General features: G+C 40.2%; 21 protein-coding genes. 5 read left to right on the top strand and 16 right to left on the bottom strand.

Annotated features, from left to right (window positions below; translation table 11 throughout):
- Positions 1-273 precede the first annotated feature (273 nt).
- Positions 274-3,405, top strand: a complete 3,132-nt coding sequence (locus BJI48_RS03210) for a type I restriction endonuclease subunit R (protein ID WP_095331839.1) — start codon at positions 274-276, stop codon at positions 3,403-3,405.
- Positions 3,406-3,416: 11 nt separating this feature from the next.
- Here the strand turns inward: BJI48_RS03210 and BJI48_RS03215 are convergent, their stop codons facing one another.
- Positions 3,417-3,962, bottom strand: a complete 546-nt coding sequence (locus BJI48_RS03215) for a GNAT family N-acetyltransferase (RefSeq protein WP_095331841.1) — start codon at positions 3,960-3,962, stop codon at positions 3,417-3,419.
- A 25-nt stretch (positions 3,963-3,987) separates the two neighbouring features.
- Positions 3,988-6,414 (bottom strand): pyruvate, water dikinase, encoded by a 2,427-nt coding sequence (gene ppsA / locus BJI48_RS03220; protein WP_095331843.1) that lies wholly within the window; start codon positions 6,412-6,414, stop codon positions 3,988-3,990.
- Positions 6,415-6,593: 179 nt separating this feature from the next.
- Between ppsA and purL the strand changes: the two genes are divergently transcribed.
- From purL to BJI48_RS03235, 3 genes are read left to right on the top strand one after another with little or no spacing between them, the layout of a single operon-like run.
- The gene (gene purL / locus BJI48_RS03225; protein ID WP_095331845.1) at positions 6,594-8,852 is read left to right on the top strand and encodes a phosphoribosylformylglycinamidine synthase subunit PurL; all 2,259 of its coding nucleotides are present in this window, start codon (positions 6,594-6,596) and stop codon (positions 8,850-8,852) included.
- A gap of 10 nt (positions 8,853-8,862) precedes the next feature.
- Complete coding sequence (locus tag BJI48_RS03230) at positions 8,863-9,873, top strand: lipid A deacylase LpxR family protein (RefSeq protein WP_095331847.1); 1,011 nt, start codon at positions 8,863-8,865, stop codon at positions 9,871-9,873.
- Positions 9,874-10,371 carry a hypothetical protein gene (locus BJI48_RS03235; protein ID WP_143428763.1) on the top strand — a complete coding sequence of 166 codons (498 nt, stop codon included), beginning with the start codon at positions 9,874-9,876 and terminating at the stop codon, positions 10,369-10,371.
- Between the two features lie 407 nt (positions 10,372-10,778).
- Here BJI48_RS03235 and ppa read toward each other — a convergent pair whose 3' ends face one another.
- Genes ppa through BJI48_RS03255 form a run of 4 tightly spaced genes read right to left on the bottom strand, consistent with a single transcriptional unit; the run spans position 10,779 to position 14,625 of the window.
- Positions 10,779-11,297: an inorganic diphosphatase gene (gene ppa / locus BJI48_RS03240; protein WP_095331851.1), complete on the bottom strand. Its 519-nt coding sequence runs from the start codon at positions 11,295-11,297 to the stop codon at positions 10,779-10,781.
- Positions 11,298-11,307: 10 nt separating this feature from the next.
- Entirely contained in the window at positions 11,308-11,880 is a 573-nt protein-coding gene (locus tag BJI48_RS03245) for an adenylate kinase (RefSeq protein WP_095331853.1), read from the bottom strand.
- A gap of 23 nt (positions 11,881-11,903) precedes the next feature.
- On the bottom strand, positions 11,904-13,649 hold the full coding sequence (gene aspS, locus BJI48_RS03250; RefSeq protein ID WP_095331855.1) for an aspartate--tRNA ligase: 1,746 nt from the start codon (positions 13,647-13,649) through the stop codon (positions 11,904-11,906).
- Between the two features lie 37 nt (positions 13,650-13,686).
- Positions 13,687-14,625, bottom strand: coding sequence for a chemotaxis protein (locus tag BJI48_RS03255; RefSeq protein ID WP_095331857.1), 939 nt, complete (start codon positions 14,623-14,625; stop codon positions 13,687-13,689).
- Between the two features lie 85 nt (positions 14,626-14,710).
- Here BJI48_RS03255 and ligA point away from each other — a divergent pair, with 85 nt between their 5' ends.
- Positions 14,711-16,699, top strand: a complete 1,989-nt coding sequence (ligA, locus tag BJI48_RS03260; RefSeq protein ID WP_095331859.1) for an NAD-dependent DNA ligase LigA — start codon at positions 14,711-14,713, stop codon at positions 16,697-16,699.
- Positions 16,700-16,788: 89 nt separating this feature from the next.
- Here ligA and BJI48_RS03265 read toward each other — a convergent pair whose 3' ends face one another.
- The 10 genes from BJI48_RS03265 to atpD form a co-directional block, all read right to left on the bottom strand.
- Complete coding sequence (locus BJI48_RS03265) at positions 16,789-17,682, bottom strand: hypothetical protein (protein ID WP_095331861.1); 894 nt, start codon at positions 17,680-17,682, stop codon at positions 16,789-16,791.
- 362 nt (positions 17,683-18,044) lie between these two features.
- A complete protein-coding gene (locus BJI48_RS03270) occupies positions 18,045-18,614 on the bottom strand; it encodes a peptidylprolyl isomerase (RefSeq protein ID WP_095331863.1) in 570 nt (189 codons plus the stop codon).
- A complete protein-coding gene (locus BJI48_RS03275; RefSeq protein ID WP_257874367.1) occupies positions 18,611-19,567 on the bottom strand; it encodes a tetratricopeptide repeat protein in 957 nt (318 codons plus the stop codon). The genes BJI48_RS03270 and BJI48_RS03275 overlap by 4 nt, the downstream gene beginning before the upstream one ends.
- 8 nt (positions 19,568-19,575) lie before the next feature.
- Complete coding sequence (locus tag BJI48_RS03280) at positions 19,576-20,088, bottom strand: OmpA family protein (RefSeq protein WP_095331865.1); 513 nt, start codon at positions 20,086-20,088, stop codon at positions 19,576-19,578.
- Between the two features lie 60 nt (positions 20,089-20,148).
- Complete coding sequence (tolB, locus tag BJI48_RS03285; protein ID WP_095331867.1) at positions 20,149-21,402, bottom strand: Tol-Pal system protein TolB; 1,254 nt, start codon at positions 21,400-21,402, stop codon at positions 20,149-20,151.
- A complete protein-coding gene (locus BJI48_RS03290; RefSeq protein ID WP_095331869.1) occupies positions 21,402-22,118 on the bottom strand; it encodes a TonB C-terminal domain-containing protein in 717 nt (238 codons plus the stop codon). The genes tolB and BJI48_RS03290 overlap by 1 nt, the downstream gene beginning before the upstream one ends.
- Positions 22,118-22,516 carry an ExbD/TolR family protein gene (locus BJI48_RS03295; protein WP_095331871.1) on the bottom strand — a complete coding sequence of 133 codons (399 nt, stop codon included), beginning with the start codon at positions 22,514-22,516 and terminating at the stop codon, positions 22,118-22,120. The genes BJI48_RS03290 and BJI48_RS03295 overlap by 1 nt, the downstream gene beginning before the upstream one ends.
- A 4-nt stretch (positions 22,517-22,520) precedes the next feature.
- Positions 22,521-23,093 (bottom strand): MotA/TolQ/ExbB proton channel family protein, encoded by a 573-nt coding sequence (locus BJI48_RS03300; protein WP_095331873.1) that lies wholly within the window; start codon positions 23,091-23,093, stop codon positions 22,521-22,523.
- A gap of 3 nt (positions 23,094-23,096) precedes the next feature.
- A complete protein-coding gene (atpC, locus tag BJI48_RS03305; RefSeq protein ID WP_095331875.1) occupies positions 23,097-23,489 on the bottom strand; it encodes an ATP synthase F1 subunit epsilon in 393 nt (130 codons plus the stop codon).
- Positions 23,490-23,498: 9 nt separating this feature from the next.
- On the bottom strand, positions 23,499-24,899 hold the full coding sequence (gene atpD / locus BJI48_RS03310) for a F0F1 ATP synthase subunit beta (RefSeq protein WP_095331877.1): 1,401 nt from the start codon (positions 24,897-24,899) through the stop codon (positions 23,499-23,501).
- Positions 24,900-24,905: the final 6 nt, after the last annotated feature.

A 24,905-nucleotide genomic window follows, 5' to 3' on the forward strand; every position in this document is an offset into this window, starting at 1 on the left:
GAATAACCCTGTGCTTTAGGAGCGAAGCGGGGATTTATTCCCTGCGTAGCGGTCTTCAGATTCACAACGTGAATCGAGTAAAAAATAGATGTAGCGGTCTTCAGGTTTGTTCTTAACAAACCGAGTATAAACCTATAAAACTGGGTTGATGACCAGCGGTAGCTGGGAATAACCCCATACTTTAGGAACGTAGGGCAGTTTAACTGCCCGCAGTGGTCTTCAGGTTTGTTTTTAAACAAACCGAGTAAAACATAGATGAAAAAGGATTTGAAAATGATAGAACACACAGCACCTATTTTGGAAACCCCAAATTTTATTATTCTTGATAAATACGAGCCCATAGAAAGTTTATCGGAGAGTTTTCAAAGTGAAGAAGATCTTGAAAAAGAGTTTATCAATGATCTCAAAAATCAAGGCTATGAATACCGCCCCGAGATCAGGACCCCCAAAGCCTTGCTAGATAATCTCAAAACCCAAATCGAAGCCTTGAATAATGTGCGATTTAATCCAAGCGAGTGGCAACGCTTCCTTGAAGAATTTCTGGATAAAGCCAGCGATGGCACGATAGAAAAAAGCCGTAAAATCCATAATAATTATATTTGTGATTTTACCTTTGATGATGGGCGTTTGCAAAATATCTATCTGGTCGATAAAAAAACCATTGCCCGCAATAAAGTGCAAGTCATCAATCAGTTTGAACAAACCGGCGAACACACGAATCGCTATGATGTAACGATTTTGGTCAATGGCTTGCCACTAGCACAAATCGAGCTAAAACGCCGGGGCATTGCTATCAAAGAAGCCTTTAACCAAGTCCATCGCTACAGCAAAGAAAGCTTTAATAGCGAAAGCTCGCTTTATAAATACCTGCAAGCCTTTATCATTTCTAATGGCACAGACACTCGCTATTTTGCTAATACTACCAAGCGGGATAAAAATAGCTATGATTTTACGATGGAATGGGCGCGTGCGGATAATACGCCCATCAAAGATTTAAAAGATTTTACCGCTACGTTTTTGCAAAAAAACACCTTATTAAATATTATTTTGACTTATGCGGTGCTTGATGTAGATGATAATTTGCTATTGATGCGCCCTTATCAAATCGCTGCGACTGAGCGGATATTATGGAAGATAAAGAGTAGCTATAACGCCAAAAAATGGGCTGACATTCACGGCGGGGGGTTTATCTGGCACACCACAGGATCAGGCAAAACGCTCACCAGCTTTAAAGCTGCTCGCCTGGCTACTGAGCTAGATTTTATCGATAAGGTTTTTTTCGTAGTCGATAGAAAAGATCTTGATTATCAAACGATGAAAGAATACCAGCGCTTTTCCCCCGATAGTGTCAATGGCTCAGATAGCACGGCGGGGCTAAAGAAAAATATCCAAAAAGATGATAACAAAATCATCGTTACGACTATTCAAAAGCTTAATATTTTGATGAAAAGCGAGGCAGATTTGCCTATTTATGGCAAGCAAGTGGTGTTTATATTTGATGAATGCCACCGCTCCCAATTTGGCGAGGCACAAAAAAACCTAAAGAAAAAATTCAAATATTATTATCAATTTGGCTTTACCGGCACGCCGATATTTCCCGAGAACGCATTGGGCACAGAAACCACAGCGAGCGTATTTGGCACAGAGTTGCATTCTTATGTGATCACTGATGCGATCCGAGATGATAAGGTTTTGAAATTTAAAGTCGATTACAACAACGTAAAAGCCAAATTTAAAAACGAAGAATCTGCTGATAATATTACCGAGCAAGATAAAGTAAAATTAAAGCTTACAGAAAAAGCACTATTGCATCCTGAGCGGGTTAAAGAAATTTCTCAATATATTTTGAGGCATTTTCATCAAAAAACCCATCGCCTCTATGGCAACACTGGCGGGTTTAATGCGATGTTTGCGGTCAACTCAGTTGATGCGGCAAAGCTCTATTATGAAACGCTAAATAACCTGCAAAAACAACACCCCTACCCTGATAAACCCCCGCTTAAAATCGCGACTATTTTTTCCTTTGTTGCCAATGAAGACCAAGATGCTATCGGGGATATTGCTGATGAGACATTTGAACCCACAGCACTAGATTGCACAGCTAAAGAATTTTTGAGTAAAGCAATTGATGATTACAACGCATTATTTAAAACCAATTTTGGCGTCGATAGCAAAGAATTTCAAAATTATTATCGCGATCTTGCCAAAAAGGTAAAAGATAAAGAAGTGGATTTGCTTATCGTAGTAGGGATGTTTTTGACTGGCTTTGATGCACCCAGACTAAACACGCTATTTGTCGATAAAAATTTGCGTTATCACGGGCTGATTCAGGCTTATTCACGCACCAATCGCATTTATGATGCAACCAAAACATTCGGCAATGTCGTAACATTCCGTGATTTGGAAAAAGAAACCGCAACAGCGATTGAGCTATTTGGGAAAAGCAATACCAAAAATATGGTGCTAGAAAAAAGCTACCAAGAATATATGGAAGGCTTTAAAGATATTATTACTGGCGAGGCAAGGCGGGGATTTATCGAAGTAAACAAGGCTTTGGAGAGCCAATTTCCCAATCCAAGTGCGATTGAAACAGAAGCTGATAAAAAGGGTTTTGTGAAATTATTTGGGGAGTATTTGCGTCTTGAAAATATTTTGCAAAATTATGATGAATTCAGTGCGCTTAAAAATGCACAAAATCTTGATACAAAAGACCCCAAAGCCTTAGAGGCATTCCAGGAGACTTATCAAATCGATAAAGAAAAAATCAAAGAATTGCAAGCAATCCCATTGCCTAGCGAGCGTAAATTGCAAGATTATAAATCCACGTATAACGACATCCGTGAAATGATTGTCCGGGGCAAAATAGATGGGGATAAAAGTGGTGGCAAAGATGAGCTGATTACTTGGGGTGATATTGTTTTTGAAGTCGAGCTTTTGAAATCCCAAGAAATCAATCTGGATTATATTTTGGCATTGCTATTTAACCACAGCAAGAAAAGCCACGATAAAGAGGAGCTCATCAAGGAGGTGCGTCGCATTATCCGATCAAGCATTGGTAATCGGGCAAAAGAAAGCTTGCTAGTGGATTTTATTGAAGAGATGGATTTTGAAGATATTCCTGATAAAGAAAGCTTGATTGAGGCGTTTTTCACCTATGCCCGCATAGAATATGACAAAGAAGAGCAAAATATCATTGATGAGCATAATCTCAAACCCGACCTAGCAAGGCGGTATATCGCACTATCGCTAAAACGTGGTTATCCGAGTGAATACGGCACTGATCTCAATGGTATCTTGCCAAAAATCAGCCCACTAAAACCAGAACATCGCACGCAAAAACAAAATGTTTTGCAAAAAATCACCGCATTTGTTGAAAAATTCAAAGATATTAATAATAGGGGCTAAAGAAGGGGTTTTTACCCCCAAACAAGTTGCATAAAATAATCATCCATCACATAGCCCGCCCCGATAGAAACCCTATCTTCCCGATAGATTGCAAATCCTAGCTTTTTGTAAGCGTGCAGGGAGTTTGTGTTATGCTTATTGACACTTAGCCATATGCGTTCAATACCAGAAGTGTTAGCAAGTGCCTTGATATGGGATATCACAGCTTTACCAATACCTTGATGGCGGTGATTTTTTTGGATATAAAGTTTGCTTAAAAAAATGCTTTTAGGGCTTTGATTTGGCTCTAAACCCATCTTATAGACCAATGCCGTATCGTCTTTTTTTGCGATGGCAAAATAGCCGGCTAGCGCATTGCCATTAAGAATGGAAAAATATTCATACCCCTGCTTGGTTTGTTGCTCGATCGCCTCAGTGCTTTGAAAGTTTTCTATCATATAGCGGATTTGTGCGAGTGAGAGGATAGTGGCATAATGCTCCTCCCAAATCTCTTTGGCAAGCAAAGCGATACGCTCAAAATCCGCTTTTGTTTTGGCTCGCTCAAATTCTATCATCATCAATCACGCATTTTTGGCATAGCGATTAACGCTTGAGCTCTTTTTCAAGCTTGGAAACAAGATTCCACGTTGCAATCACAGAATCAGGGTTTAAAGAAATCGAGTCGATCCCCTCACGCACCAAAAATTCTGCTATTTCAGGGTAATCGCTAGGGGCTTGCCCGCAAATCCCGCAATATTTGCCGTGTTTTTTACAAGCCCCAATCGCACGCTTAAACATCTCTAACATCGCAGGATTTCTCTCATCAAAAATATTACTCACCAGCTCCCCATCTCTATCTACGCCCAAAGTCAGCTGTGTGAGGTCATTAGAACCAATAGAGAACCCATCAAACATCGATAGAAAATCATCAGCTAAGATCACATTCACAGGAAGCTCGCACATCACATAGATTTCCAGCCCATTTTTGCCTGATTCCAGCCCATTTCTTCTCAAGATCTCAAGCACCTTTTTGCCCTCTTCGGGTGTTCGCAAAAACGGAATCATCACTTTCATATTCGTTAGCCCCATCTCATCACGCACCATCGCTAATGCCTGACATTCCCACTCAAAAGCCCCACGATAGAGGTCAGAATAATAACGGCTCGCCCCACGGAATCCCAACATCGGATTTTCTTCTTGGGGTTCGTAGGCAGTCCCGCCTATCATCCCGCGGTATTCGTTGGTTTTAAAATCGCTCGTGCGCACGATGACTGGGCGAGGATAAAACGCTGCAGCGATCATCCCCATACCCTCAGCGATTTTTTTGACAAAAAAGTCTTTGGGGCTTTCATAGCCAGCAATGAGCTTTTCGATCTGATCTTTATCTTTGATGTCTTTTTTGCCATTTTGCAAATCCAAAAGTGCGAGCGGGTGGGCTTTGATTTGATTAAGGACAATGAGTTCCATTCTGGCTAGCCCTACCCCGTGATTGGGGAGCTGGGAGAAGCCAAAAGCTTTTTCAGGATTGCCGACATTCATATAGATTTTTGTCTTGGTTTCCCCCATATTGGCTAGCTCGATACTCTCGACCTCATAGGGGTGTATCCCAGCATATACGTAGCCCTCCTCACCCTCTGCACAAGAGACTGTGACCTCCATCCCGGTATAAAGCCTATCAGTCGCCCCCACTGCCCCCACGATGGCAGGCACGCCTATTTCTCTGGCGACAATGGCTGCGTGGCAGGTGCGTCCCCCTCGATTGGTGATAACAGCAGCAGCTTTTTTCATCGCTGGTTCCCAGTCAGGATCGGTATTATCTGTGACCAAAATCTCGCCCTCTTTGAATGTATTCATATGCTCGATGTCGTTGATAATCCGAACTTTTCCGGTCCCGATTTTCCCGCCGATGGCTTTTCCGGTGATGATGATTTCTTTTTTCTCATTGTTGTTTTGGAATCGGAATTTTTCGATCTTTTGCCCGCCACATTTTTTGATATTTTGACTCTGCACGGTTTCAGGGCGAGCCTGCACGATGAAAATCTCCCCGCTTTCGCCATCTTTTGCCCATTCCATATCCATTGGTCGGTATTCGCCGGCTTCTTTTGTGTAGTGTCTTTCGATGATGATAGCATAGCGGGCAAGGGTGAGGATGTCTTCATCGGTGATGGAGAATGTATGGAGCTCTTTTTGGGTGGTTTTGATGTTTTTTGTGGGGTGATCGCTCCCTTTGGGAGCATAGACCATTTTTTGGTGTTTGGTGCCAAGTTGGCGCTTGATGATGGGGCGTTTGCCTTGTTCTAGCGTAGGTTTGAATACATAAAACTCATCAGGATTGACCGTCCCACCGACGACATTTTCTCCTAATCCCCAGCTTGAAGTGATAAAAACAGCGTCTTTAAAGCCCGTTTCTGTATCGATAGAAAACATCACGCCCGCACTGCCTTTGTCTGCACGCACCATTTTTTGCACCCCCACGCTCAAGGCGACTTTGAAATGATCAAACCCCCGTGAAGCCCGGTAACTCACCGCCCTATCGGTAAAAAGCGAAGCAAAGCACGATTTGATGTAATGGATTAGTTCGGTTTGTCCCTTTACGCTCAAATACGTATCTTGTTGCCCAGCAAACGAAGCATCTGGGAGATCTTCAGCTGTTGCTGAGCTACGGACTGCCACATCGGCTTCTTTCATACCATATTCATCGCTGAGTATTTTGTAAGCTTGAAAAATCTCATCCCTAAGGTCAGCAGGGAAAGGTGTGCCAAAAATAAGTTCGCGAATCTTTTTTGATCGGGTTTTTAAAACATCGATTTCGGTAACATCGACACCATCGAGCAAATCGATTATCTTTTGTTTGATCCCCCCGCTTTCTAGCAGATACCAGTAAGCCTCGCTGGTGATGGCAAATCCATTGGGGACTTTGATACCCACAGGCACGAGTTCTTGGAACATCTCGCCAATGCTAGCGTTCTTGCCACCCACCAGAGGGACATCCTTGTTGTTGAGTTCCTTGAAAAACTTAATGTATTTCATATTCTTACGTTCTCCTAATCATCTGTTGTGCTTAGCATTTTAGTAGATAAATCTTTATTTGATACTTAGGAAATTATAAAATTTCAATTTTTTTCTATTTTTTTTAGTTTGTGGGGGATTTTTGATAAAATGATTCTTTGGCAAAACTGCCAAAACTACCAATATTATGAGGAAAATTAATGCCAATAATCCCACCAATACAAGATATTTCTGAAGTGCTCAAAAATCACAAATTAAGCAAAGAAGATTATGAACAAATCAAAAAAATCTTATCCCGTGAGCCAAATTTGCTTGAAATTGCCATATTTTCAGCGATGTGGAGCGAACATTGTAGTTATAAATCGAGCAAAAAATATTTGCGGGGCTTCCCCACAACTGCCCCGTGGGTCATCCAAGGACCGGGTGAGAATGCGGGTGTGATAGCTATTGGGCAAGGTTATGGAGCGGTTTTTAAGATCGAATCGCACAATCACCCGAGCTTCATCGAACCACACGCTGGGGCAGCTACAGGTGTGGGCGGGATTATGAGGGATATTTTTACGATGGGCGCACGTCCTGTGGCAAGCCTTGATTCGATCCGTTTTGGAGAAGCCTACAAAGATGATGCAATCGGCAAGTTGCATCGTTATTTGCTTCGTGGCGTGGTTGCTGGGATTGGGGATTATGGTAATTGTATGGGTGTGCCTACGATTGGCGGGGAGAGTAGTTTTGAGGATTGTTACAATGGTAATATCCTCGTGAATGCCTTTACGCTCGGTATTGTAAAAGAAAGCGAGATATTTTATGGCAAGGCTAGCGGGATTGGCAATCCTGTGATTTATGTCGGTAGCAAAACCGGTGCAGACGGGCTTGGCGGGGCGGTGATGAGTAGTGATAGCTTCACACAAGATTCCAAATCCCTCCGCCCAACCGTGCAGATCGGCGATCCATTTAGCGAAAAACTCCTTTTAGAAGCGTGCTTGGAACTTTTCAAAAAGGATTTGATTGTCGGTATTCAGGATATGGGCGCTGCGGGGCTGACGAGCTCGAGCTTTGAGATGGCTGGGCGAAGCGGGAGCGGTATGGTGATGCACCTTGATAAAGTCCCGATGCGAGAATCTGGGCTAGGACCTTATGAATTGATGTTGAGTGAATCGCAAGAAAGGATGCTTATTTGTGCGAAAAAAGGCTGTGAAAAAGAGGTGATGGCGATTTTCCAAAAATGGGAATTAGACGCAGAGATTATCGGTGAAGTAACTAACAGCGGGCATATGGAATTGTTTTGGCAGGGGGAGAAATGCGCAGAGATTCCGATAGCACCTTTGAGTGAAAATGCCCCTGTTTTGGATAGAGAGGTCCAAAAACCTGCCTATCTTGGGACGCTCAATCAAAAATGCTTCATCCCCACACAAGCAAGCCAGCAAGAGATTTTTGAAACCCTGCTAGGGAGCATTGAGGTTTGTGATAAAGGTTGGATTTATTCCCAATATGATGGGAGTGTGGGGACAAATACGATTGTAGGGAGTGGGCGGGGCGATGCTAGCGTGATTCGGGTGAGGGAGAATGATTCTTTTTTGGCGATGAATGTTTATTGCAATCCCCGTTATTGCTATCTTGATCCCAAAGAGGGTGCAAAGATTGCGGTGAGCACAGCAGGCAGGAATTGCGTGCTGCGGGGGGCAAAGGTTTTGGCGATTAGCGATTGTTTGAATTTTGGCAGTCCTGAAAATCCCGAAGTGATGTGGCAGTTTCAAGAGGCGTGCGCGGGTATCAAAGAGGCGTGCGAGATTCTCCAAACACCCGTAGTGAGCGGGAATGTATCGCTGTATAATCAAACCGATGGCAAAGATATTTATCCCACGCCTACCATCGTAGCTGTGGGGCTTATCCAAGATAAAATCATTGAGGCAGGTTTGAAGCAAACAGGCAATCAGATCGTGCTTTTGGGCGATGTGGGTCTTGATTTTGGGGGGAGCTTGATCCAAAAGATTTTTCAAGGTGAATGCAGTGGGAAAGCCCCCCAGATAGATCTCAAAAAAGAAGCGAGATTGTGGGCATTATTGCTGGAGGCTATTGCCGATGGTTTGGTGGTTTCTGCCAAAGATATTGGCAAGGGCGGGCTTGGTATGGCACTGGCAAAAATGGCATTGCTGGGTGAAAAAGGCGTGCGTGTAAAAACTTCTTTTGATAAAAACAAAGGTATGAACACACCAAAAGAAATGATTTTTGCTGAATCGCAAAGTTGTATTGTTGTTGAGATTTCTCCGCAAAATCTTGTGCGCCTTAATGAATTAGCACAAATTTATCAGATTACAACCACCCTGCTTGGCGAGGTGTTGGACGCTAATGAGGGCATTGAAATCGATTTTATCAAGATGGGCTTACCCCGGGCAAAAGAAATATTTTTTAATAGCTTTCAAACAAAACTCCATCTCACGCCAGCACCCCATTTAGATTAAGGAAAAAATAATGAAAAAAATTGCTTCGGGGTTATTGTTGTGTTTTACCCTTAGTTTTGCCAATGAAATCTGTGATACCGAATTGATACCCTACAAAAGGCAGTTTGTCAATCTGCTGAGCGAAAATGACGCCTATGCCGATCAATACGTCGATAGGTATTACACCGCCGGGACAAGTCTTGGCTACACTTCTGCAGAATATAATTTTGACTGCGAGGATAAAGATTCCCCGATGGCTTGGAGTCGGTATTTGAGCCTTCTAGGTGGTCTTAATCATAGCAAGATGACACGTTTTAGCGTTTCTTTGACACAAGATATTTATACCCCTTATTCCCGAGTTGCCCTGCCTGACCCCTCTGATCACCCGTATGCAGCCTATCTGCGATTAAATCTCGGCGTCCATCATCGTAGTGGGAGTGTTTTGGAAAGTATGGTTGTATCCATAGGGATGGTCGGTCCCTCAGCACTCGGTTATGAAACTCAAAAACTCATCCATTATCTAACCAACAATCCTACATTCTATGGTTGGGGAAACCAACTCAAAAATGAATTTATTTTCAATCTCAACTACCAATTGATAAAAAAGATTTATTTATGGGATTCTAGATGGATTTCTTCTGATATTCTGCCCGGGCTTGATGTGAGTTTGGGGAATGCGGATACGCATTTTCAGATTGGCTCGCGTTGGCGTGTGGGCTACAATCTGGATTCTGATTTTGGTGTGGATAAAGTAAATTCGAGTTTTAGTGGTGGCGAGGCTTATAATGACAGATTCTCATTTTATGTTTTTGGTGGGATTTCTGGGCGTTATCAAGCGAGAAATATTTTTATACAGGGTAATAGTTTTGGTAGCCAGACCGGTTTGGATATGAAATATTTTGTTTATGATGGGGAGATTGGGTTGGCTTTTTTGTATCGAGGGATGCGATTTGCCTATACTTACACGCATAGGAGCAAGACATTCCAAACCCAGCCCAAACCGCATAATTTTGGGAGTATTGAACTCAATATCGCTTTTTAAATGATGAAAAAAATATTATTAGCACTATTGATTTTAAATTGCCAATTTTTTCTTATAAGTGCCGAAAATAGGGCTATCAAAGATGCAACTTTTTATCTCAAAAGAGAGAGTCAAACGCTTAAATCGTATTACCAACAAGTGATCTTGCAATCCAAAAACGCCCAATACCCCGTTTTTAGAGGTAGAAAAATCATCGAACATTCCGTTTATAATGGGCTAACAAATGCACAAAAAAATGCGCTCAAAGGCGAGTTGGTTTTGAGCTATTTTATACTTAGGGATTTTGTCAAGTATAGCCATCTCGGAGGGGTTGGCGTGGGCGGTGTTTTGGTTTCAGAGGCAAAAGACAAAAAGCCAAGAATGTTTTATCTCAAATTTGATGGGAGATATTTGAGCGATCTTGAATTTTTGGGAATGGGGAGCGAGCTTTATGCATATTGCGTGTTGCCTCATTTTAATCATTGTATTTTGCTTGGCATTGGGGAAGATTGGGGATAAATATTATGGTTACTTGATTGAGTTTTAAAAAACTGAATCTGAAGACCGCTACATCTATGTTTTACTCGGTTTGCTTTGCAAACCTGAAGACCGCTACGCAAGATGTAAAATCTTGCTACGCTCCTAAAGTTACCATCTCATATTTAAGCTTGCCTTGAATATTCGAGATAAGTCTTCTAAGGTTTTCATTATTTTTCTACTCGATTCGATAAATCGAATCTGAAGATCGCTCCAACGGGCAAAGCCCGTTTTCGTTCCTAAAGTTATTGGGTTATATCCTGCTAACGCAGGAATATCAACCCATTTTCTAAGATTTGAAAGTTTAGAATTGCTAGGAAAAAAGTTCGCTATGCTTTTTCACCTTATCGCCAAAAAAAGGCGATGGTAGGAATTTTTTGCCTTAAGCCTTATTTGTAAGATTTGATAGCTTTATCCAATATCGCACAAGCCTTGTCTTTGTCTTCAAAACCTTTTACCTTTACCCACTTGCCCGGCTCTAGCATTTTATAGGTTTCAAAAAAGTTTTTGATCTTATCCAGAGTGATTTTGGGTAGATCCTCCAATGTCTTGATCGCCTCATAGCGCGGATCGATCTTGGTAAGTGGCACTGCCAAAAGCTTCTCATCTAGCCCGCTTTCATCCTCCATAATCAGCACGCCAATCAAACGGCATTTGATAACACTCCCCGCTTGCAGAGGGTATTCATTCAGCACCAAAACATCAGCAGGATCGCCATCTTCACTCAATGTATTTGGCACAAAACCATAATTTGCCGGATAAAACATCGCACTATACATCACCCTATCTACGACAACCGCACCGCTTTCTTTGTCGATTTCGTATTTGATATTTGACCCATAAGGGATCTCAATCACGGCATTGATTTTGTCTGGATTTTCTCCGACAGGGATTTTTGAAATATCCATTTTTTGCTCCTTAAATTTTTGATTTGATAAAATCTTGCATTTCTTCGACAATCTTTTCAATCTTTCTCTCGCCATTGATCCGCTTCAAAATCCCCATTTGGGAATAAAAATCTTGAATTTCTTTGAGCGGGGTTTTATAAACCTGCATACGATTATTAAAAACCTCGACATTATCATCTGCCCCCCTTGCTCTCCCAAGCACCCTTTCTCTTGCGACCAACTCGCTCACATCGACTTCGATCACGCTTTTTAATGCCACATCATTTTGGGATTTTAACACCTTATCAAGCGACGCCATCTGTTCGACACTTCTGGGATAACCATCAATCAAAATCACATCTTTAGGGGCATTTTTAATCGCTGTAACGATGGTCTCTACGACAATATCCAAAGGGACCAAATTGCCTTTGCTTGTAAAACCCTCGATTAATTTTCCTCTTTCGCTCCCGCTAGCGACCTCAGATCGCAACAAATCTCCGGTAGAATAATGCACGATCGTATCGCTACACTGCTTGGCAATAAGCTCGGCATCGGTGGTTTTTCCACTGCCGGGCGCACCGATTATCAAAAATAATTTTTTCATTTCATCTCCTTATCTAATGATTTCTAGCCACGAGGCTGGTTTTTTAGGCGAATATGTAACTCTTTGAGCTGCTCCTCATCCACGCTATTAGGCGCATCTGTAAGCAAACAAGTCGCTTTTTGGGTCTTAGGAAATGCAATCACATCTCGAATACTACTGGATTTTGTCAATAACATCACCAGCCGATCAAGCCCAATCGCAAAACCCCCGTGTGGCGGTGCGCCATAACTTAGGGCTTCAAGCAAAAATCCAAATTTCTCTTTTGCCTCATTTGGCGCAATCCCAAGGATTTCAAAGATTTTTTCCTGGATGTCTTGCTTGTGTATTCTGATACTCCCCCCACCAAGCTCCACGCCATTAAGCACAACATCATAAGCAATCGATTCGATGGCTTCAATATCATCTGTATCGAGATTTTTGGGCATTGTAAAAGGGTGGTGTAACGCCGAAATTTTCCCATCTGATTTTTCAAACATAGGGAAATCAACAACCCACAAAAATTTCAGCATATTCTCATCAATTAATCCCATATCTTGGGCAATCTTGACCCGAAGCCTCCCCATATAATCCCAAACAATCCTCTTCTCCCCAGCACCAAAGAAAATAATATCACCAGCCCTCGCCCCAACACGCTCCAAAAGCGTTTTGAGACTTTCTTCAGAAACAAACTTCACCAAAGGGCCTTTAGGACCATCTTCTTTGCATTGGATATATGCCAAGCCCTTTGCTCCAAATTTTCTCACAAACTCTTCAGCCTCGCCCAAGGTTTTGCGGGTGAAAAATTCATCTCCGCTCTGCACTTTTAGAGCCTTGAAACGATTTTTTTTGCTATCTTTAGCGATGGTGCTAAAAATCTCGTTAGAAGAATCCACAAACAAATCCCCAACCTCTACAAGGGGCATATCAAAGCGTAAATCAGGCTTGTCTGAGCCATATTTTTCCATCGCTTCGGCGTATTTTATCCGCACAAAAGGCGTGCTGACCTCTATAGAAGCGGCCGCAAAAATATCCTTGAGTAGTTTTTCAGCCGTTGCCATCACATCATCTTGCTGGCAAAAGCTCATCTCCACATCGATCTGGGTAAATTCAGGTTGCCTATCCGCACGCAAATCCTCATCTCTAAAACACCGCGCTATCTGAAAATACCTATCCATCCCGCCTACCATCAAGATCTGCTTGAAAAGCTGGGGACTTTGTGGCAATGCAAAAAATTCCCCGCTATGCACCCTGCTTGGCACGAGATAATCCCTTGCTCCCTCTGGGGTGGTTTTGGACAAAATCGGGGTTTCAACCTCGATAAATCCCATTTGGGCAAGCGAATTTCTCGCAGTGATGGCAATATCGCTACGCATTTTAAAGATATGGAAAGATTTTTTTGAACGCAGATCCAAATAACGATATTTCAACCGCAAATCTTCATTCACACTCTCATCTCCGATGAGAATCGGCGGGGTGAGGCTTTTGTTTTCGATAATAAGCCCATCAAGCACGACTTCAATCTTGCCCGTTTTTAGCTTGGGATTTTCAAGCCCTACCCCACGAGTCCTGATCTTGCCTTTGGCGATCAAAACATATTCATCACGCACACTAGCAGCAGTGCTATACGCCCCTGAAGCGGGGTCGCAAACCAACTGGATCAACCCGCTTTTATCCCTCAGGTCAATAAACACCACCCCGCCGTGATCACGATAGGTATTACACCAGCCACACAAAATAACATCTTGTCCTATGTTTTTTTCATCCAAATCCGCACACAAGTGAGTTCGCATTATTACCTTTCTTTTTTGTAAATATTTTTTATTTTATTCATAAAAATTTTTTTAACAATTCTTCAATCTCTGTTGCGTTGGATTTGGTGATAAACCCATCAGCACGCAAAGTATTTGCCATTTGTTTGTTCGAATCACTGCTCATTGAAGAATTGACAATAACCGGAATATGCTTGGTTTCGGGATTTTCTTTGACACGTTTTAATACTTCAAAACCCGATACCATTGGCATTTCTAAATCCGTAATGATCGCACCAACCTGATGGATATCGCCATCGGTAAATAGATAATCCAAAAGTGCCTTGCCATTGGGGAAAGTAAAATATTTTAGTCCAAGTTTTTCGATAATCTTTTGCAACGATTTAGCCGCAAACTGGGAATCCTCAGCAAGCAAAATGACTTTATCGCTATCAATAGCCTCAATAGGCTGGAGCTCAAGCCCAGAAAAATTATCAAACATTGGGAATGCTTCTGCAACCATCTTTTCGACATCTAAAATCTGGATCACCGAACCATCATCGTATTTTGTTGTTGCGGTTACTTTGCTACTACCATCAAAACCATATTCGCTACCCACGCTGACTTCTGACCAATTTTTTTGCACAATCCGCTTGACACCAAGAATCTTCAATCCCACGGTATAGTTTGAAAAATTACAAATCACGACCAAGCTCTTTTCAGCCTCAATCGAATAAGGTCTCAAATCCCTTCGAGGGTCGCTAGGACTATAATAAAGCCATCTTCTCATATCAATCAAAGGAATAGACTCCCCCCGAACGGTCAAAAAACCAAGCATAATCCCATCATTCTCCCCCGCTGTCTCGGTAAATTCGCCATCATAATAAATAATTTCTCTGATTTTAAAAACATTCATCGCATATAGCTGGGAACCTGACTCTTCATCTAGGGTAAAACACAAAAACTGCACCTCATTATTGAGGTGTAGGGAAGTGGTTTTATCAACATCACTTATCAAAACAACTCCTTTTGTTGCATATGCAAATTCAATGCTATAATATTACCCAAAAAATACAGAGATTTTCATATTAAACGAGGCATCAATGTTAAAAAATCTTCAAGATTATCAAAGCTCTACTGCTTTGCTTAAAAAAATGGCGTATCATTATTATGTCCTTGATGACCCCATAGCCACAGATGAAGAATACGATGATCTTTATCACAAAATCCAAGCATACGAAACAGCCAATCCCCAATCCATCATCGCTTCTTCGCCGACCCAAAGAGTGGGCGGGACCGCACTGAGTGCATTCCAAAAAAACACACACATAGAGAGGATGTGGAGTTTAGATGATATTTTCAACCGCACAAAGCTCCAAGAATGGGTCAATCGCATTTACAAATCCTATCCGGAGGCGACATTTGTATGTTCGCCAAAATTTGATGGGGTTTCTTTGAATCTATATTACCAAAATGGGATGCTACAAAGTGCTACCACACGAGGGGATGGGATTGCTGGAGAGCTGGTTACTCAAAATGCCAAAACCATCCAATCCATCCCGCTTGAAATCCCATATCAAGAAGAAATCGAGATTCGGGGCGAGGTGGTTATTAGTCGAGATGATTTTGAAAAAATCAACCAAGAAAGAATGCAAACAGGAGAAAATCTATTTGCCAATCCTAGAAATGCGGCAGCGGGAAGCCTCAGACAACTCGATCCCAAAATCACAGCAAAAAGAAAATTAAAATTTATCCCTTGGGGTATCGGCAAGCACCATATAAATAGCGGGAGCTTTTTGGAAGTCATCAACAAAATCCTGCAATATGGCTTCCACCCGACGCCGTTTATCACGCATTGTGCGGGTATTGAAGCGATCCAAACCATTTATGAAAAGCTTGTGAGCATTCGCCATACCTACCCGATTATGCTTGATGGGATGGTGATTGTAGTGGATTCTATAGAGGCACAAAAAAGTCTTGGCTATACTATCAAATCCCCGCGTTTTGCGTGTGCGTATAAATTCCCCGCTATCGAAAAAAGCTCAAAAATCCTCTCTATCACCAACCAAGTCGGCAGAACAGGCGTCATCACGCCCGTTGCAGAGCTTGAGCCTGTCGAGATCGAAGGGGCGATGATCTCGCGTGCCACATTGCATAATTATTCTGAAATCGAAAAAAAAGACATCAAAATCAACGACACGGTTATCATTATCCGCAGTGGCGATGTTATCCCAAAGATCATCAAACCCATCACGGCTTTGCGAGATGGTAGCCAAATCGATATCATCAAGCCCACACATTGCCCAGTATGCGGGAGTGAGCTACTGGTAGAAGATATTTTTATCCGTTGCCAAAATCTCTCTTGCAAGGCACGCGTGAAAGAATCTATTTTTTATTTTGCTTCCAAAAAAGCCCTCAATATCGATGGTTTGGGAGAAAAAATTATCGAGCAATTATTTGAAAATGGGATTATTGCCAATATTCTTGATATTTATTCCATTCAGGCAGAGCAACTTTTGAGGTTAGAGGGCTGGCAAGAAAAAAAGGCGCAAAATCTCATCAATGCTATAAAAAACACAAAAAATGTGCCGTTATGGAGGCTTTTGAATGCTCTTGGGATGGAGCATATTGGCGAGGGTGCAAGCAAAAAACTTGCCTCTAGCTTTGGGCTAGAAGTTTTTAATAAAAAATATGATGACTTGATTGCTATTGATGGTTTTGGCAAGGAAATGGCGGCTTCTGTGATTGATTTTGGGATTGTCAATCACGATTTGATAGAAAAATTATTTGAAATCATCACGCCCAAAGCCCCAGAGATTAGCCCGATTGCCCCAGATTCGTTTTTTGCTTCCAAAACCATCGTGCTAACCGGAACCCTCTCAAATCCCCGAGACAAGGTAAGTGCATTGCTTGAGAGCTTGGGTGCGAAGATGAGTGGGAGCGTGAGTAAAAATACCGATATTCTCATCTATGGAGAGAATGCTGGCAGCAAGCTAGAAAAAGCCACAGGGTTGGGCGTTCAGACGATTGATGAAGCAGAATTGCAAAAAATACTTGCAAGTGAGAAAATAAAACTCAGCGATTTGAATTAAATTATTGGCATCTACAGATTTGAACCAAGCTCAATAGCACGATCAGCTATTTAATATTGCCAATATTCGCCCTGCTTTGCAGGGCGTTTTCAATTATCGCTGTATCGCTCTGTATCTATCTCACCTAAATCACCCCCATATAGCCGAATACCTTCTGATCTGATCCAGGCAATAAGGTGCTCTCCTGATGGTTTCTGATAGTCTATTTGAAAATAAAATCGTGATTTTTTTTTGGAATTATAATCACACGGCAAATTTGTGCAATACCATTCAAGTGAATAATCACGCAACGTAAAAGTATCGCCTTTGATTAAATACGCTTTGGTTTTTTGTTTTTCATCTGGTTTTTTATATAAAAAAGCCTTTTGGGTTTTCACTTTCCCTGTCAATGGCTGGCGAGAGAGATAATCAAAATGAAAAGCTTCTCCATCATACACAAGCTTTCTGTCTACTTTTCCATTATTGAAATACATCCTTTGCACGAAACCAAATCCAAAGCAAGCATCCGATAAAAGGAGTATAAAATTATTTTCCTGGTCAATATGATATACCTTTTCTTCCCAACCCCCTTGGTATCTGGAAGAACTAACCACATTGCCATTTACCACAGAGATGTCGCATAACATCAAGGGATCATATTTAGCGAACGTTGGTGGTTCAATGCCTGAGTTTACATCGGATTTGTAATTAAAAAAATGCCATCCAGATACAGGTTGGCTTTCTATTTTATTATTATTGACTCTAAACAATATCGAACATTTATAGGCATCGTTAACATTCTCGGCACTTAAAAACAAATATTTTTTATTTAACAAGTTCTCAATTCCATCCACTTCCCAATACCCTTCATCAAGGATTTTTTTAACATTATCGGGTAAAGCTATCCCTTCACATTCCGAATAATTGCAAGTGTCAGCGTAGCTAGCACTCACGAAGCCTGCCAAAAATAATAACGCCAGCAAATAAAATTTTATCACTTTCATTTTTGTATCCTTTTTACCCATCACCATTAATAATATTTGTCATTTCCATATATGAGTAATTAATTTTAATTAAAAATTAATATATTTAATCTTAAAATAAAATATTTTTTAGTTTTTACTTTGTATAACTTTGATAAGCTTTCATTTTTATTGTTGGTGGAAAAAATCAACATAAAATAGCCTAATATATTGAAAGCCCTAAAAAGAAGTTATGAACGCATCTCCTAAATTTATTTGAATCAATTTAAGATATTTGAAGATTAAAGTTTGTAAATTTTCTAATTTAACTTTGGTTTTTGGGAAAATTGAATGTTTGGAGTGCCCCATAAGGGCAAATGAAAGTATTGAATCCTAAAATTTTTTCAGTGCGAGCAACCGCACCCACCGCCTCCACCGCCACAGCAACCCCCATCGCCTTTGTGTTCGTGATGATGATGTCCTCCCTCTGAACCACAGCCACAACCCCCAACAACACCACCGCTAATGATTTCTTGCTCGGTTGGCTCTCTTGAGTCCAACACCGTAATATTAAACAAAAGAGTTTTGCCAGCTAGAGGGTGATTGTAATCGATCATCACCATTTTATCGCCAAAATCTTTCACTATTACTTGAACGGTTTGTCCATTTTCCCCTTGCCCAAAAAGCGTCATCCCTTTTTCTAGCTCAATACCTTCAAATTGTTCTTTGGGGACTTCTTGCAGAAAATCGTTTCTATAGATTCCATAAGCCTCCTCAGGCTTCACTTCCACTTCAAATTTTTTTCCAATCTCTGCACCAATAATCGCCTTTTCTAATCCGGTAATCACCTGACCAGCACCGACTAAAAACTCCAAAGGTTTTGCACCCACATTTGAATCCACGATTTCTTTGGTGTCAAAATCCATCACTTCATATTCAATAGCCACGACTTTATTTGCTTCTATATTACTCATTTCTTACCTTTTGTTCGATTTATGATTTCTTTAGCTTTTTGTCCTTGTTCGCTCTGAGGATACAAGTATATCAAAGATTCCAAAAATTTATTGTAATTTGCCAAATCTTTAGAATACTTAAAAGCCCAAGCCGTATGCCACAATAAAATGGACATATAGTTGGCTTTGTCATTTAACAATGCACTTTTTTTGTAAAAAACGATCGCTTCTTGATACTTTTTTTCTTTGTAAGCGATCTCTCCTAGCAAATACAGACTATTGGCAGGTCTATAATTTGTCTCGACCAACCAATCCAATCTTGCTTTTGATTCCTTGAGTTTCTTTTGATAAAACAATTTTGTAGCATCTTCAAAAATCTGTTTTTGCTTGCTCATATCTTTTTCAAAAGAAACCTTATCGGCAGGCTTTGGCAGTTCTGATTGTTTGGGTTTTTTATTTACATCAGGATCGGGGGTTTGGATTTCTAAATTTTTTTTAATTACTTCCAACTGCGCAACCATTGTCGTATTGATATGCGACAACAACTCACCCATATCGGTTATTTTCTTATCCAAATCCTTGATAGATTGCTTATTTGCCTCGACTTGATTTTTCAAATTATCGAGCAAATCAGATTGTTTCTTAAGGGTTTCAGAATGTAACTCTTGAACAGATTGCAACGACTTGATGGAATTTTGGTATATAACAGCAGTGTCCAATAAATTTTTAATCTTTAGACTCTGACCTTCAAACAGGCTTCTCAAGCCATCTTGGGTTTGCTCAAGAGAGGCTACCCTATCCCGCAAATCGGTAATGATAGACTCAAGATTTTTGCTACTCGATTGAAGCGTCTTAAGCTCTTTTTTTGTAGCACCACTTTGAAGCTCAAAGGCGGATGGCTCTGCATTCAAAGTCAGACAAGCCAACAAAGCCAACAAAAATTTATTGCAATGAAAAAATGCGACTTGCCTCATATTGAGCGCTATTTTACAAGTTTAATATCAGCTCTTCTATTCTTTTGGTAGCAAGCTTTTGTTTGTTCTTTGCAGATTGGTTTGCTCTCGCCAAAACTAACCACCTTGATATTAGCCTTGTTGATTCCTTTTACTACCAAAGCACTTTTCACGCTCAAAGCTCGCTTTGTCCCTAAGGCATAGTTGTATTCATCACTACCAAACTCATCGGTATTGCCTTCAATCAAAACATTCATATCGGCATCTTTGATTTTTTGAGAACTCTCATCAACCACATTTTGCATATCAGGTTTGATATTAAACTTATCAAAATCAAAATACACACTACCAACAATTGTTCCATTGGCGATTTTTTGATCTTCTTCTTTAGGTTGAGCAACCTCTTGTGGTGCCTCTGCAACATTATTTTGGATACTTTCTTGCTCTGTAGATCCTGAGTCAGAAATCGAAACATCCTTTTGGGCACAACCTGCAATCAACAAAACTGCAAAAACGAAACCCGCTGTTAAGACTTTATTCATAGAAAACTCCTCTTTTCTGATTTTTTTATTTCTTGATTATATCTAAAATTTTTATTTATTTTACCAATCAAAAGCTTGTATTTTGATATGATTTAACGGAAATAAATAACTACGATTATAATCCAATCGAATAATCCCCAAAGCGCTTTGATTTTGCGTATGTTTCAAAAACATAATACTCCCCCCATCGCTCGAAAATCTAGGCATTTGATTTGTGCCATTAGCGGTCAATCGGCGGATATAATCACTTTTTGTAGAAATCAAATATAAGTTAAATGTATTTAAACCAAATTCATTGGCACTTTCACGGCTAGTATAAACGACATAATCCCCATAAGCTGACGCCGAGCTGTTGTTGCGCCCGTGATAGACGACTTGCTCGACCGGGGCATCGATAGCGAGCTTTTTTGCAAATACATTGGGATATCCCGCCCGATCAGAAATAAAAATCATTGCCGTATCATTATCAATAAAATTGCCAGAAACATCGATACCAGTGTATTTTGTGAGTTGTGTATTTTTCTTTGTATTCAAATCATATAGAAAAATATCTGATTGGGTTTCTGGAGCGAGAGATAAAAGAAGCTTCGTGCCATCCTTGCTCACATCTGAAACGATTGCCATACCATCGCTTTGAATGATATTTTTACTCAAGCCTGTATAAAGATTATATTTAACTATTGTGGGTTTTTGAAGATATTTTGTGTAATAAATCTCTGTTTGATCAAGATTTGCCCATTTGGGAAAAATATTCAATCCACCTTTGATAACAACCTTTTGATAAGTCAAAGTATAATCAGAAATTACAATTTCTGTCTCGCCTGAACCCATATACTTCGATAAAACAACGAATCGATTCATCCAATCAATCGAGGGGGCTTTGATATAATTATTGATATCAATAGCCATCTTATGGGCTGCAAAGGGATACAAAGATTGATTAGAAATCGTATAGATTTTACTGATTTTAAATTCTGATGAATTGATGTCATACAAATACATCATTGCCTGAATGCCATTATTTTCATTTTTGACTTCCACGCGAACAAGGAGATCAATTTTTTTGGCTTGATAAGTTGCATAATCAACAGACCCGCCCTTATACTTATCCCCATCAAAAACCTCAAAATGGCTACTGATTTTTAGATCTGTCATCAAAATTTTATAGATTTTTTTTGCCTGCTCTGAATTTTTAGAATCAGAATAACTCACTTCCACATTGGGAATTTTTTGGATGGTTTTGACAACATCCAATGTCGCATCAATAGCGAACAAACTCCCACAATAAATAAAAAGCAACAATAAAATTCTCATTATTTTTCCTCTGTTCTAAAATTAACTTCAATATTAACAAATTTTCCTTTAGGATAAGGAGGGAATTTCTGATTTTTTAGCGATTTCAACAAACTTTCGACGCTTTGATTATAATCATCATAAGGCGAATATCGCAGTATTCTATAGCTAAAATCTCCCGTATCTGTAATCGTGAGTAAAACACTCACAGAGGCATTTTTATAAAAAGATAGCTTCCATTTTGAATACAAAATCTTATAAACTTCGCCAAACCATTGATCATAAAGACCATCAGAAGTATCGGGTTTGGGGTTTTGGGACTGGATATCAATCGTTTTGTTTTTGATGGTTTCAAGCTTGGAATTGATGTCTTTCATATCACTTTCAAGCCGTTCAAGAATTTTTTGCCTTTGTTTTTTAAGCGCTAGGTTTTTGGCAACCTGATCACGATTGTCCGATACAGCTTGATCTGGGCTCACCTTGCTATCGATTGAAGAAAATATATCTTTAATACCCGTTCCCTCCAAAGGATTGCCACCATCTTCTGTATTTTGACTTTCAGATGATGTATCCAAAATAGCATCAATAGCAATAGATTGCTCTATCTGCGTGTCCGTTTTGAAAACATATTTGAGGGGATTGGAAAAATCAAAACCAAAAATCAAGAATGCCAAAATAAGAAAATAAAGCAAAAAAGCAAAAAAGCCCGAACAAATGAATAAAATTCGTGTATTCATTAGCCATTCGTAACCAAAGAAACTTTTGAAAACCCTGCTTCCTTGATGCTTTTAAGCAAATAAACAATATTTTCATAAGTCAAACTTTTATCGGCTCGAATATGGATACTGGTATTTTTATCGTATTTTTTTGCCAAAAGATTGAAGGTATCGGGGAATGAACGATAATCATAAACGCTGTTATGGATATAGATTTTCTTTTTTGCATCCATCCTGATTTCGAGAACTTTATCCTGAGAAGCTTTCAAAGTTTTTGAACCCTTGGGAAGCGTAATATTCTCTTGATAAGTAATTGTTGGCGTGGTAACCATCAAGATAGCTAACAAAACAAGCATAATATCAACCAGAGGGGTGATATTTAATTCGGGCTTCTCATCCCAATCAAAATCATTTTCCATCAAATCATTTCTCGGTATTTTTGGAAAGAATCATATCAATCTGCATTTGGATATATACAGACAAATCATAAGCCTTTCGTTTCAAAATAAGAAAAAAAGAATACGCAGGTATAGCTGTCAATATTCCTGCTGCCGTGGCAATCAAAGCCTTAGAAATGATGGGAGCTATGACATCAAATGAAATTTGCCCCCCCATCCCAAGCCTCGCAAAAGCATCCAAAATCTCAACCACGGTCCCAAACAAGCCAATAAAAGGTGCGGTGGAAGAAACAATACTCAAAACAACCAAACCCGTTGTGCTTTGCTTCAAAATCTGATTTTTCCAAATATGAAGCATTTCTTTTGAAATATTGGTGCCCGTATCCCCATTGAAATAAAATATGGGATAATCTGGAAGTCTCTGTTCGTCTTTGATAATCCTATCTAAAGAAATCTTTTCTTTTGCAATAAAAGCACGGATGGAGATAAATTTATAGATAAAAATCCACAGGGTCAAAATAAAATACAAAGACAACCAAAATAACACAAATAATGTAACAGGACCGCTCTCATAGAAAAAATTTTGCAACATTGCCATCTCTTATAACTTACCCTTTGCAGAAGTTTCTATTTTTGAAACAACGCTTGAAATCGCAACCCTATCGGAAGTGGCTTCTTCTAAAAGTTTTTTTGCACTAGAAATCGCATTGGAAATCTCATTTTCATCTTTACCACCAATGACCACAGCCCCATCTGCTAAAATATCCACCTGAGAAGATGTAACCTCGGCATAGCCCCAGTTGATAGCAACAAGATCCCTTTCATTATTGGTTCTTTCGATTTCAATCACCCCGCTTTTGAGCAAAGAAAGCATATCGCTATGCCCCATCAAAACACCAAACTCACCTTCTACGCCCGGCAAAGTCACACTTTTGACCCCACCTGAAAATATCTCTCCATAAGGGGTGACTATATTTACAACCAATTCTTCCATCGCTTATCCTTAAGCATTTTTCATTTTTTCTGCTTTTTCTATTGCCTCTTGTATATTACCAACCATATAAAATGCATTTTCAGGAATATGATCGTATTTGCCTTCCAAAATACCCCTAAAACCTTCAAGTGTTTCTTCCAAAGTAACATATTTGCCCGGACTTCCTGTAAAAACTTCAGCAACAAAGAAAGGTTGGGATAAAAATTTCTCAATCTTCCTAGCTCTCTCGACCACTTTTTTATCTTCTTCAGACAATTCATCCATACCCAAAATAGCAATAATATCTTGTAAATCTTTATATTTTTGCAAAATTTGCTGGATGCCTGTGGCGATTTTATAATGGTCTTCACCGACAATTTGAGGATCTAAGATTCTCGAAGTAGAATCCAATGGATCGACTGCTGGGTAAATACCCTTTTCAGCGATTTTTCTATTCAAAACCGTTGTCGCATCCAGATGGGAAAAAACCGAAGCAGGTGCCGGGTCTGTCAAGTCATCTGCAGGAACATAAACAGCCTGAACGGAGGTAATCGAACCCTTTTTTGTCGAAGCAATTCTTTCTTGAAGTTTCCCCATCTCACTTGCTAATGTCGGTTGATAGCCAACAGCAGAGGGGATTCGCCCCAATAACGCTGACATTTCAGCTCCTGATTGGGCATATCGAAAGATATTATCGATAAACATCAAAACATCAAGACCTTTTTCATCACGGAAATATTCAGCCATTGTAAGCCCTGTGAAAGCGATTCTATTTCTCGCTCCTGGGGGCTCATTCATCTGCCCGTAGCAGAGGGCAACTTTATCTAAAACACCGCCTTCCTTCATCTCGTGATAGAGATCGTTTCCTTCTCGAGTTCTCTCGCCAACACCTGCAAATACAGAATACCCGCTATGTTTATAAGCAACATTATGAATCAACTCCATAATTACGACGGTTTTACCAACACCAGCACCACCAAACAAGCCCACTTTACCACCTTTGGAATAAGGTGCTAATAAATCGACTACTTTGATACCTGTTTCAAACATTTCTGTTTTGGTGCTTTGGTTTTCAAATGTAGGAGCACTGCGGTGGATTGGCCAGGTGGGAGAGTTTTTTACAGGCTCACCCCCATCAATAACCTCCCCAACAACATTAAAAATCCTACCCAGCACCTCTTCGCCCACAGGAACCTCAATCATCTTGTTCCTAGCTACGACAGCCTGCCCTCGCGTAAGACCTTCTGTCATATCCATCGCAATGGTCCTGACCCGATTGTCTCCTAGATGGGCAGCAACCTCTAAAACGAGATTTTTTTCAACACCATCAAAATTGTATTTAACATCTAGGGCTTCATTGATTGCAGGCAGATATGATTCAAAATCAACATCTACAACCGGTCCCATAACTTGAATGATTTTTCCTTCCATTTATTT

It is taken from the genome of Helicobacter sp. 11S02596-1, from assembly GCF_002272825.1.
GTDB lineage: Bacteria > Campylobacterota > Campylobacteria > Campylobacterales > Helicobacteraceae > Helicobacter_J.

Bases quoted from the DNA above. Each gene is read 5' to 3' on its own strand.
- BJI48_RS03280 (WP_095331865.1), bottom strand. From the start codon at position 20,088: ATGAATAAAGTCTTAACAGCGGGTTTCGTTTTTGCAGTTTTGTTGATT.
- tolB (WP_095331867.1), bottom strand. From the start codon at position 21,402: ATGAGAATTTTATTGTTGCTTTTTATTTATTGTGGGAGTTTGTTCGCT.
- aspS (WP_095331855.1), bottom strand. From the start codon at position 13,649: ATGCGAACTCACTTGTGTGCGGATTTGGATGAAAAAAACATAGGACAA.
- BJI48_RS03215 (WP_095331841.1), bottom strand. From the start codon at position 3,962: ATGATGATAGAATTTGAGCGAGCCAAAACAAAAGCGGATTTTGAGCGT.
- ppsA (WP_095331843.1), bottom strand. From the start codon at position 6,414: ATGAAATACATTAAGTTTTTCAAGGAACTCAACAACAAGGATGTCCCT.
- BJI48_RS03295 (WP_095331871.1), bottom strand. From the start codon at position 22,516: ATGGAAAATGATTTTGATTGGGATGAGAAGCCCGAATTAAATATCACC.
- atpD (WP_095331877.1), bottom strand. From the start codon at position 24,899: ATGGAAGGAAAAATCATTCAAGTTATGGGACCGGTTGTAGATGTTGAT.
- ligA (WP_095331859.1), top strand. From the start codon at position 14,711: ATGTTAAAAAATCTTCAAGATTATCAAAGCTCTACTGCTTTGCTTAAA.
- purL (WP_095331845.1), top strand. From the start codon at position 6,594: ATGCCAATAATCCCACCAATACAAGATATTTCTGAAGTGCTCAAAAAT.
- BJI48_RS03235 (WP_143428763.1), top strand. From the start codon at position 9,874: ATGATGAAAAAAATATTATTAGCACTATTGATTTTAAATTGCCAATTT.
- BJI48_RS03270 (WP_095331863.1), bottom strand. From the start codon at position 18,614: ATGAGTAATATAGAAGCAAATAAAGTCGTGGCTATTGAATATGAAGTG.
- BJI48_RS03245 (WP_095331853.1), bottom strand. From the start codon at position 11,880: ATGAAAAAATTATTTTTGATAATCGGTGCGCCCGGCAGTGGAAAAACC.
- BJI48_RS03230 (WP_095331847.1), top strand. From the start codon at position 8,863: ATGAAAAAAATTGCTTCGGGGTTATTGTTGTGTTTTACCCTTAGTTTT.
- BJI48_RS03265 (WP_095331861.1), bottom strand. From the start codon at position 17,682: ATGAAAGTGATAAAATTTTATTTGCTGGCGTTATTATTTTTGGCAGGC.
- BJI48_RS03300 (WP_095331873.1), bottom strand. From the start codon at position 23,093: ATGGCAATGTTGCAAAATTTTTTCTATGAGAGCGGTCCTGTTACATTA.
- BJI48_RS03275 (WP_257874367.1), bottom strand. From the start codon at position 19,567: ATGAGGCAAGTCGCATTTTTTCATTGCAATAAATTTTTGTTGGCTTTG.
- BJI48_RS03210 (WP_095331839.1), top strand. From the start codon at position 274: ATGATAGAACACACAGCACCTATTTTGGAAACCCCAAATTTTATTATT.
- BJI48_RS03290 (WP_095331869.1), bottom strand. From the start codon at position 22,118: ATGAATACACGAATTTTATTCATTTGTTCGGGCTTTTTTGCTTTTTTG.
- ppa (WP_095331851.1), bottom strand. From the start codon at position 11,297: ATGGATATTTCAAAAATCCCTGTCGGAGAAAATCCAGACAAAATCAAT.
- atpC (WP_095331875.1), bottom strand. From the start codon at position 23,489: ATGGAAGAATTGGTTGTAAATATAGTCACCCCTTATGGAGAGATATTT.